The organism is Methanobrevibacter sp. (assembly GCF_045220775.1).
Classification (GTDB): Archaea; Methanobacteriota; Methanobacteria; order Methanobacteriales; family Methanobacteriaceae; genus Methanocatella.
In genome coordinates this window covers 1-10,255 of record NZ_JBGUWC010000158.1, presented here as the reverse complement: position 1 = coordinate 10,255, position 10,255 = coordinate 1, and the positions used below count along the sequence as shown (strand labels likewise).

Genomic DNA, 10,255 nt, shown 5'->3' with positions numbered 1-10,255 from the left:
TTCACAAGCTCTTGAGAAGTTGGTAATTCCACTTGCAGCGTGTGTTCTGTAACATCCTGCACCTAAAATTGCTACTTTCATTTTTTTCGTCTCCTTAAAACATATATATTTTAATGAACTTTTTCCAATAGTTTAAACTATTTAAAAAAGTTTTACTACAGGGTTAAAGTATCATATTGATTTTTTTATTACTAAATTATGGTATTTTTATCCCGTGCAGTAATAATTTATATTTAAAAAGTAGTATTATTTAAATCTTTATATCTATTCTTTTTTCAGTAATATTTTTTCTATTCTTTTCCCATTTTTAGTAATACTAGTATTACTATTTGTTTATTATATTGTAGTTTAGTAATACTTTTGTTTTGTAGTATAGGGCATTTATATTTATTTTAGTCAACCTAAAATAGAAACTTATTTATTAAAGATTTTACTGAAAAATATATTAATTAATAGTAATTTTGGAGTAAATTTTCATGTATGATTTAATAAAAAAGGCTGTTCATGATGATGAAGCTGCAATTGAAATTTCAAAAATGGACAAGGATATAACTTCTGTCGTTGATGCAATTTCAGAACTCTCATTGGAAGAGACAATGAAATTGGGAATGCAATTTAAAAGGTTCCCATTAGGTTGTGATTTGACTGAAGTGGTTGTCGGAACCTGTGCTTCTGATTTGGAACTAATGGACTTGTTAGGCAATTGCAGATTGGCAGATATGATTGGCGCACCGATTCACATTTGTGCATACGCTTTTTCAGACATAGCCGAGAAGTTTGGAATGAGAGGGGTTGAAGTGATGAAGAAGGTTCATGAAATTGTTGATGTTCCTCTTGATTTGGACCACTTCGGTGAAAACGGTGCGATGAGGCTTCCTAAAAACATTAGTGGATGTGGTGGTGAATGTTACAATAAAGGTCCGGCATTCACTGAATGTCCTCGTGGAAGAATTCACGAAAGATTAATAGACAAAGAACTTGCTGAAAAGGATGATAAGGAGGAATGGGTCAAATTATCATCATCCGTTGCAGTTAATGTTACTTGTGAACAGACCGGTGACGGTCATGCAGCACCGATAAGAGAAGCTGAAGATATTGCAAACCTTGCTAAAAAATATGGCAGGGGTTTGGAATCCATCATGTTTGTCGGTGACGGTTATGATGAAGTGATTACCGGTTTTGAAAAATCCATTGAAATTGGTGCTGATGTCATTGTGGTTGAAGGAGGTCCTTTTAACAGGTGTGAAAATACCACTGAGGCATTTGCAAAAACAATTGCGGCTGCAAGAATTTTATCTCCTGGAAAAGTTGTTGCGACTAATGGGGCTTATGAACATGAGGTAAGAGCCGGTTTAAGATCAGGTTTAAACATGGTCATTACAGGTTTTCCAAAAAATCATCATGGCTACATGTGCGGATTTGAACCTGGAACTGCCAGAAGAGGAAAATTCGGACTTCCAAGAATCGTTCAAATCATCAATGAGGAATTCCCAAACAGAGGTCTTCCGGTTCAAAGGCCTGACTTGCTTTCATTAGCCACTGCCGTTAAAATTGCAGGGCCTGAATATGTATATCCAAGAAAAATTGGTGACTATCATGTCGGCGATGCACATTGGGCAACATTGGTCAATTCCAGAATGTATGAAAATATTGAATTGAAACATACCTTACATGATATTGTCGCATTGGCCGATGGAAATACGATTGCGCTGCATGGTGGAAGGTTCATTTCCTGGGTAATTGCCAATGAGTTGGATAAGTATGCTGATGAAATTATAATTTCTGATGTTGATGATTGGGTATTGAAAAACACTGTTGATAACTTGCAAGGAGCGTTAAATGCAACTATAATTGCTGAAAAGGACGATAAAATTGCAGCAAACATTGCTGACTTCTCAATCGCTTCATCAACGATGATTCCAGTCAAAGAGAATATTTTGAAGAAAGTGCCTAATGCATTAACAATCGTGTAGTTAATACTTTTTTCAAAAAAATTATGATTTGAAGTATGTATTACTTTGATAAAAAGTATTACTATTTCTATTTTTTTATTTTTCATTATATTTTACTTTTTTAAGTTAATTCTATTAGTTTTTCTATAATTTAATATGGTATTTTTATTATTTTGTCTACTGAACATCACTTTATCTTTATTTTGGGTTTTAAATTAGTTTAATGAATTTTCCTGTTTATGAATAATTCATAGAAAACCATCATGGGTTATTATTTTATGAAATAATTAAATAATTATTCTCTATTTACTTATTAAAAAAATATATTTTCTTTATTTGAAAAAACAGTGCGAATTTTGAGAAAAAAACTTTAATAACATTTATATGGTTATTACTAGTCATTATTGTATAGATTATTATAATTAATTCTGTTAATTTTAATAATTTAGAGATTATTTTAATAATAATTGGAGAGAGTAGTGTGGAAATTACTGTAGAAAAGATAGCCATGATTCGTGAAAACTACAATCCTACAAACACAAATTTAAATTTAGATGTGGATTGGTCAGTTGAATATGCGGATACTGATCAAAGGGATATAAAATATAATATTATTATAAGGTCTGCTGAATATTTAAATTTAAATTTTAAACTTGAAGGATTACTTAGGTTAGACGATTTTGAAGAATTTATCCAGCAAGATTGTTCTCAAATTGTTTTTCATCATGCATGCAACATGTTAATGAACATGATTTCATTGACTAGGCAATCAGATTATGAGCTATTTAAAGAGGATATTAATTCTGCAGTAAACTTAAATGCTGCTTTTTAAATATTTGGTGATGTATTATGTTTGAAATTAAACACACGTTATGCCCATCATGTAGCGTTGGTTGTGGTATAAATGTGATTTTAGATAGTGAAGAAATTGTCGGAACATTCCCATATAAAAGACATCCTATCAATGAGGGTAAAAACTGCTCAAATGGAAGATCTTCTATTGAAATTTTTGAAGAAAAACTCACATTTGATTCAAAAGTGTTAGACGATGTTGTTGGAAAATTAAAATCTTGTGATGCTGAAAAAGTCACAGCGATTTTTTCTGGAAACAATTCTAATGAAGATTTAGAAGCAATCAAATCTTTATGTGAGTCTAAAGGTTTTAATATTTTAGCATATGATAATAATTTGAAAAATTTTGAGTCTGTAGCTTCCTATGATGATGTTGAAAACGCATCAAATCTTTTTGTCATTGGAAACATTTTATATGAAAATCCGTTAATTGGAAGACGCATTGTTCGTGCTAAAGCAAATGGTGCAAAAGTATTCGTTAATGACGAGTTAGCAAATTCACCAACCGCAAATATAGCAGATGAATTCACTTCCGTCAGTGTTAAAGAATTCTTAGACAGTAACGACATTGGTGAAGATGCAGTAATCGTATTCAATAAGGTTGATTCATTCGAAGATTTGGATTTAATTGCAAGTGCAGGTTCTAAAGTATTGCCTGTTTACAGCAAACCTAATTCAAAAGGTGCTTTCAATTTGGTTGATGCAATTTCAAAAGAAGATGCAGAAGAATTATTAAAAAATACTGATGTTTTACTAGTTTTCAATGAGGATGTTGTAAATGAAATGGATTTTGATTTCAAATCAATCTCTCAAATTGTTGCATTTTCCCCAGCTAAAAACGACACAACCGAAATCGCTGGCTTTGTAATTCCAATCAAATCATGGTTGGAAGAAGATGGTTCATTTACTAATTCCGAAGGTTTAACTCAAGAATTCAAATCAGCTTTAGAATCTGATAACATGGGTATTGCTGAAGTCATTGGAAAAATAAACGGAGATGCGGAGTGATTTTTATGAGTTATGTTTTAGCCAAATCTAAAGATAGTGCAATTCATGAAGCTGGTGAATGCGGGGGAGCCGTAACAAGCATTTTCAAATATCTATTGGATGAAGGAATTGTTGACGGTGTTTTAGCATTACGTCCAGGAGACGACATATATGATGGTATTCCAACTTTAATAACTGATTCTGAAGATTTAATTTCAACAGCCGGTTCTTATCACTGTGCTCCTACAATGATAGGGGACATTATTCAAAAATATTTTGAAGATAAAAAAGTAGCCTTCACTGTTAAACCATGTGATATAAGGTCCGTCGAAGAATTGATTAAAAGACACAAAATTAATAGGGACAATATCTATACAATTGGTTTAAATTGTGGAGGAACCGTTTCTCCAGTCACTGGTCGTAAAATGATTGAACTGTTCTATGACATCAACCCTGATGATGTTGTAAGTGAAGAGATTGACAAAGGTCAATTCATTGTCGAACTTGCAGACGGTACTGAAAAAGGAGTCAAAATCCACGAATTGGAACAAGAAGGATTCGGAAGACGTAATAACTGTCAAAGATGTGATGTAAAAATCCCAAGAAAAGCAAACATTGCATGTGGAAACTGGGGATCCGAAGACGGATGGACATTCATTGAAATCAACGATGAAAAAGGTCAGGAATTGATTGATGGTGCAAAAGGCGCTGGTTTGATAGAAACCAAAAACCCATCAGAACAAGCAATCGAAGCAAGATTGAAAGTCGAAGGCATCATGATCAAAATGGCCAAAAAAGTTCAAAATGCCAAATTCGCAGAAGCAGAAAACATGGATGACTGGAAAAGATGCATCGGATGTTACGCTTGCAGAGACATCTGCCCAATATGCTGGTGCTATGAAAACTGCGAACTAAACAAATCATACTTCAAAGATGAAGGTAACATTCCGCCAAGCCCAATTGCTTTCCAAGGAGTCAGACTTTCCCACATGAGCTTCAGTTGCTGTGACTGCGGTCAATGTGACGATGTCTGCCCAATGGATATCCCTGTTTCATTAATCTTTGATAAATTGCAGAAAAAATATTGTGAAAGGACTGGTTATGTAGCTGGAGTTTCTGATGATATTAAACCTCCATTATATAGTCCAGAAAAAGTTCAATTATGAGGTGGTTTGATGTCTGATGATATTAAAATTGTAGGATTATTATGTAATTGGTGTTGTTATGGAGGGGCTGATACTGCAGGAACTGCACGTATGCAATACCCTCCTAACGTTAGAATCATTCGTGTAATGTGCTCTGGAAGAATAAACCCTTCCATGATCTTTAAAGCATTTGAAGACGGAGCTGACGGGGTATTTGTAGGAGGTTGCCATATTGGGGACTGCCACTATGACGCAGGTAACTACAAATGGTCCAGACGTGCAAAAATTGTTCAAGACATTATCGAAGAATTCGGAATCGAAAAAGAAAGATTCCGTTACGAATGGATTTCAGCATCCGAAGGTGAAAAATTCCAAAGAACAATGGAGGAATTCCATAATACTCTTTCAAAATTGGGTCCATTGGAATTAGAATAGAGTTAAAAATAGTCAAGCCATATAACGATGATTGTAAATAGCTAATCTTAGCTATTTACTCTCACCCGTTTTGATTGTTTTTCTAAGATTAGTGAGCTGATCACTAATGTTAGAAAAATAGTTAAAATAGCGAATATTTTGATTGTTTTTCAATTAATTATCTTCATGTTGATATATTCATCATTAGCCGAGTAATATTGATTGTTGGCATAACCAGTTGATATTGCTTTATTTTCTCCATCAATGTAAGATAATTAATATAAATAAAAAAAGAGATTTATATAATTATATATGGGTTTCTTTCACTGTCTACAATAGCTATTAAAGCATTTTCTCCTCACGTCTTTAATAGCTATTTTTTTAAATTTTAATTAATATTTTTTAATTAAAAAGTATTACATAGTGTAGTATTATTTTTCTAAATTGTATTACTTTTTCAGTCTTCACGTTTTTTAACATTAAAAATACTGTAAGTCTATTTAATCTATTATTTTTAAATTTATTAATTTTTTTTAGAATTTTAATCTATTTGGGGATATGTGTGATGTTATTTTTTAATTTAAATGGATTCTGGCCATATTTTAAATTATTATTTATTCGCAATAACTCATTAAAAATTATTTTTTTCTTGAATACATTTGAGTATATTGTTTATTCGGGTTATAATTAAATTTATATTATTATTTTACGATTTAACGATTAATTTGAGGAGTAATACTTTAATAACATTTATATGGTTATTACTAGTTAGTATAGTATAGATTATCAAATTTACTCGTTTGATAATTTATATGTCCATACCTCAATTAAGAAATTTGGCCATATAACTAACGTAAATAGCTATTCAATAGCTATTTACACTCTATCTTTAATTGCCTTTCTAAGATTAGTGAGCATATCACTAATGTTCGAAAGATATTATTGATGTCTTTCATGCTTCATAGTATTTGAGAAAAATCATCGATATACATTGGTCAGCCAGTCATATTTGTAAAGATTAAAACACTGTTCTTATACATATAAGAATTGGATAATTTAGTCTCTCTTAATAGTTATTAAAGTAACTCCTCAACTTTAATAACTATTATAGCTATTTTTAAACTATTTTTCTAATTAAAACTGATGTATTATTTGTTTTTCCGGTTGGTAAAAGCATGACCTCTTTGTGGAATCCTCTTGTATCCTTTTCAAGGACAGGGGCATATAGGATTGCTCTCATTCCTGTATATGTTCTGTATAGCAAAGGAGTGTCTTCATCTATTAATTCCCAGATGTTCGCGAATACCCTGTCTTTAGGTTCTGCAAGCGCAGCCACCATTAAAATGTCATAGTCAAGGTCGGCTATTGACTTTTCGTCGCCGGTTATGATTTTGATATCCTCATCAAGGCCTAACTTTTTCAGTACCTTTCTTGAAAGATCCGCAACCTCTTCCTGAATCTCTATTCCGATGCATTTGCATCCGAATACTAGGTTGAACATGATTAATGTTATTGGGAGTGGTCCACTTCCTAAAAATACGAAGGTTTTGTCTTCGTTGAATTTAGCTAATTGACGTTCGTTGTTCAACAATCCGGTATATCTTTCATAGAACTGGAATGAATTAAAGGTTTCTTTAGGATCATCAGATTCCAATATTTTCAATGCATTTTCGGTTTCAAGCCTTGCACCGACATATACGTAGAATTTGCGAATCAATTTTAATGCTTTATTCATTTTTTCATCATCTAGGATATGTTTTGCAGAATCAAAATCGATTTCCCTGTCGTGGGCGATAATCTCCACATCATCCAATATCTCGATGATTTCGTTGATGTCAACATCATCAAGGGCGGAATCTCCGTATTTGTCCAAATCACCATAGCTTGAAAGCTTGTCTGCTATCTCTTCAATTTTTCCCCAATATTTATAACAGCTCATTTGAATCACATAAATTAATATTTAAGTATTGTTTTATACATTAAACTATATAAATATTTTAAAATTTAAAATAAGTTGCTTATTGTTCTTAAAAATTAATATAAAAGTATTACTTTGGGTTGTTATGATTTTTAAAAAAAATAGTATTAAAAAGAGAATATCTAATCTGATAGATAATAATATTCTCCTTTTTCCTTTTGCTCACGGTCCTTGTAGCTGTCGAGCTTGTTGACTCTTGGCCTTTTTGTTTCCTTATCCCTTCTGAATGTAATGTTTAAGTTTCCCAAAAATTCGTTCATTGCATTTCTAAGGTCAGTCGGCTTTGAGGCATGACCGTTCAGACCGGGGGTTCCATTGAAAACCATCGCCCTATCTGAGATGTAATCGATAAATACGATATCGTGGTCTACAATGAGTGCTGCAGCATTTCTGCTTTCAACCATCTTGCGGATCACTCTCGCTGCAATTAATCTTTGCTCGACATCCAAAAATGCTGTCGGTTCGTCAAAAAGATAAATTTCAGCATCTTTTGAAAGTGTTGCGGCAATTGCCAGTCTTTGAAGTTCCCCTCCACTCAGGCCTTTGACGGGTTTGTCAAGCATTTCATTCAGTGAGAACGGATTCATTATTTCGCTTTCAAAGATCTTGCTTCCGAAACTAGGGGCGTTCATATATAGGAAGTCGCTGACTGTTCCTTCAAAGTCGGTAACGATGTATTGTGGTTTGTAAGCTATTGTAACCTCTTCATCGATTTCTCCGGTTGTTGGCTCTTCTACACCGGCAAGCATTTTGGCGAAAGTGGTTTTACCGATACCGTTTGATCCGAATGCGGTCACGATTTCATCGTAGAATATTTCCCCTGCATCAGCGGATAGTTTAAATCCATCATAGTCTTTGGTAATGTCGGTGTAGCTTGCAAGTGCATCCCCTTCGTCTTCCGGAGTAGGAGGCCTTATTGTAAATTCAATAGGTGTTTTCCTGATTCTTACATTTTCTTCAGCTAAAAATCCTTTGATATATGCATTGATGCCTATGCGGACACCCTTTCTTCCGGATACAACACCGTATCCTCCGGGAGTACCATACAGTATATGGATGTTGTCTGACAGTGCATCAAGTGTTGCAAGGTCGTGTTCGATAACCAGTACGCTTTTGCCCTCTTCCGCCAGGGATCTGATTACCTTGACTGCATTTAGCCTTTGGGATACGTCAAGCCATGAAGTCGGCTCGTCAAAGTAGTAGAAGTCGCCTTCTCTGAGTACTGTTGCGGCTATTGCAACCCTTTGAAGCTCACCACCGCTCAGGTTTTCCATTTTCCTGTCCAGGACATTTTCAAGCTGCAGTTCCTTTGTAACGTAGTCAAGCTTATCTCTTTCATTAACGTTGTTGAGTAAATCTCTGACTTTTCCTTTAACAACTTTTGGAAGCTTATCGACCATTTGCGGTTTCATTATGGTTTTTACATTGCCTTCGGATAGATCTCTGAAATATTTCTGAAGTGCTGAACCTTTATAGAATTCAATAACTCTGTCCCAGTTTTGTGGGGGATTTTCAAAGTCTCCAAAGTTAGGTATCAAATTTCCAGCTAAAATGTTCATTATTGTGGATTTACCGATACCGTTCTGACCCAAAAGACCTAAAACAGTTCCTTCCTCCAAGCTTGGAAGCCCGAACAGTTCAAACTGGTTCTGGCCGAATCTGTGAATCGGCTCACCAATTGCTTCGGGCAAGTTAATAATAGTAACAGCATCAAACGGGCAGCGGTTTGTACAGATTCCGCACCCTTCACATAATTCTTCTGATATCAACGGTTTTTTTGTATCTTCATCAATTACAATGGTGTCTTCGTCCATTCTAACGCCGGGGCAGTAATTGATACAAAGATAATCACATTTTTTAGGTTGACATCTGTCTTTGTCTAAAATTGAAATACGGGTCATTATTATCTCCTTAAAATATAATCATTAGAATTTTTGTTCGTACTATATAATTAATATTATTGCAGTTTTTTCTTATTTTAGTCATGATGAAAAAAGTTTTCAATTTCATTTTAATTTTTATAATTAATATTTAAATATTATTATAATGTAATATTTATATTGTATAAAGTTAACTTGTTAAATTTTAATTCTAACTTTATAAACAATTATATTGAGTGGTCAAATGAAGATAAATAAAAATATTTTTATTTGCGCATTATTGGTGTTAATGCTTTTATGCTGCGTTAATGCTGTTAGTGCAGAAGAATCACTTAATGAAACACTCGGAGCCGATACTGTCGACGAAGTAGTCGTAGCCGACGCTCCTGTGGAAGAGTTAAGTGCAAGTGGCGACACATATGTTGTCGATGCGAATGGAGGTGGAGATTATACAAGTATTTCTGCTGCTGTTAGCGCCGCTAGCGGTGGGGAAACAATCTTCATCAAGAACGGAGAATATACCGAAACTTCAAAAATTGATATCGGTACAAAACAATTAACTTTCACTGGTGAAAGTCAAGATGGTGTAATAATTAAATCCGGCGATAACGATTTATTCTATACAACCGGATCTGGAGGCGCTTCATTGGTCATTAGTGGTTTAACCTTTAAGGATATCTCAATGACTGGTGCTAGAACTCCTATTTTCATTGGTGGAAACGATAATGTAGAAATTAGTGACTGTACTTTTGACAATTGTGCTTCTAGATATGGTGCATTACGTATATTTACTTCTGGAAGTGTAACAGTAGATAATTGTAAATTCTTAGGCACAAAATCTTCCACTGGTTCTTATTCCAGTGCAATTGATTTCGGTGGTAGTGGTACTGCCGATTATACTTTGAAAAACAGCATAATTGACGGTTCAGAAATATCCACTGCAAGCACTGCATCTTATATTTTCGGTGCAATTTACAATGAGAAAAATACTGGAACTGTATTTTTGGATAATGTAACCATTAGCAACTGTAATCTTGCAAGTGCAAA

At 33.9% G+C, this 10,255-nt stretch carries 9 protein-coding genes; 6 read left to right on the top strand and 3 right to left on the bottom strand.

Features of this window, described 5'->3' with window-relative positions:
• Positions 1-81 (bottom strand): hypothetical protein (locus ACJROP_RS10180; protein WP_406535359.1); only part of this gene is annotated, 81 nt, incomplete at its 3' end.
• A gap of 395 nt (positions 82-476) precedes the next feature.
• Between ACJROP_RS10180 and hmdC the strand changes: the two genes are divergently transcribed.
• The 5 genes from hmdC (at position 477) to ACJROP_RS10155 (ending at position 5,371) form a co-directional block, all read left to right on the top strand.
• A complete protein-coding gene (gene hmdC / locus ACJROP_RS10175; protein ID WP_406535358.1) occupies positions 477-1,973 on the top strand; it encodes a 5,10-methenyltetrahydromethanopterin hydrogenase cofactor biosynthesis protein HmdC in 1,497 nt (498 codons plus the stop codon).
• Positions 1,974-2,433: 460 nt separating this feature from the next.
• On the top strand, positions 2,434-2,784 hold the full coding sequence (locus ACJROP_RS10170) for a hypothetical protein (RefSeq protein WP_406535357.1): 351 nt from the start codon (positions 2,434-2,436) through the stop codon (positions 2,782-2,784).
• Positions 2,785-2,801: 17 nt separating this feature from the next.
• On the top strand, positions 2,802-3,812 hold the full coding sequence (locus ACJROP_RS10165) for a hypothetical protein (protein ID WP_406535356.1): 1,011 nt from the start codon (positions 2,802-2,804) through the stop codon (positions 3,810-3,812).
• A 5-nt stretch (positions 3,813-3,817) separates the two neighbouring features.
• Complete coding sequence (locus ACJROP_RS10160) at positions 3,818-4,957, top strand: Coenzyme F420 hydrogenase/dehydrogenase, beta subunit C-terminal domain (RefSeq protein ID WP_406535355.1); 1,140 nt, start codon at positions 3,818-3,820, stop codon at positions 4,955-4,957.
• Positions 4,958-4,966: 9 nt separating this feature from the next.
• Positions 4,967-5,371 carry a hydrogenase iron-sulfur subunit gene (locus tag ACJROP_RS10155; protein ID WP_406535354.1) on the top strand — a complete coding sequence of 135 codons (405 nt, stop codon included), beginning with the start codon at positions 4,967-4,969 and terminating at the stop codon, positions 5,369-5,371.
• Positions 5,372-6,467: 1,096 nt separating this feature from the next.
• Here the strand turns inward: ACJROP_RS10155 and ACJROP_RS10150 are convergent.
• A complete protein-coding gene (locus tag ACJROP_RS10150; protein ID WP_406535353.1) occupies positions 6,468-7,289 on the bottom strand; it encodes a nicotianamine synthase family protein in 822 nt (273 codons plus the stop codon).
• Between the two features lie 161 nt (positions 7,290-7,450).
• A complete protein-coding gene (locus ACJROP_RS10145) occupies positions 7,451-9,229 on the bottom strand; it encodes a ribosome biogenesis/translation initiation ATPase RLI (RefSeq protein WP_406535352.1) in 1,779 nt (592 codons plus the stop codon).
• A 223-nt stretch (positions 9,230-9,452) separates the two neighbouring features.
• Here ACJROP_RS10145 and ACJROP_RS10140 point away from each other — a divergent pair.
• Positions 9,453-10,255 (top strand): hypothetical protein (locus tag ACJROP_RS10140; protein WP_406535351.1); only part of this gene is annotated, 803 nt, incomplete at its 3' end.

Bases quoted from the DNA above. Each gene is read 5' to 3' on its own strand.
- hmdC (WP_406535358.1), top strand. From the start codon at position 477: ATGTATGATTTAATAAAAAAGGCTGTTCATGATGATGAAGCTGCAATT.
- ACJROP_RS10165 (WP_406535356.1), top strand. From the start codon at position 2,802: ATGTTTGAAATTAAACACACGTTATGCCCATCATGTAGCGTTGGTTGT.
- ACJROP_RS10160 (WP_406535355.1), top strand. From the start codon at position 3,818: ATGAGTTATGTTTTAGCCAAATCTAAAGATAGTGCAATTCATGAAGCT.
- ACJROP_RS10155 (WP_406535354.1), top strand. From the start codon at position 4,967: ATGTCTGATGATATTAAAATTGTAGGATTATTATGTAATTGGTGTTGT.
- ACJROP_RS10150 (WP_406535353.1), bottom strand. From the start codon at position 7,289: ATGAGCTGTTATAAATATTGGGGAAAAATTGAAGAGATAGCAGACAAG.
- ACJROP_RS10145 (WP_406535352.1), bottom strand. From the start codon at position 9,229: ATGACCCGTATTTCAATTTTAGACAAAGACAGATGTCAACCTAAAAAA.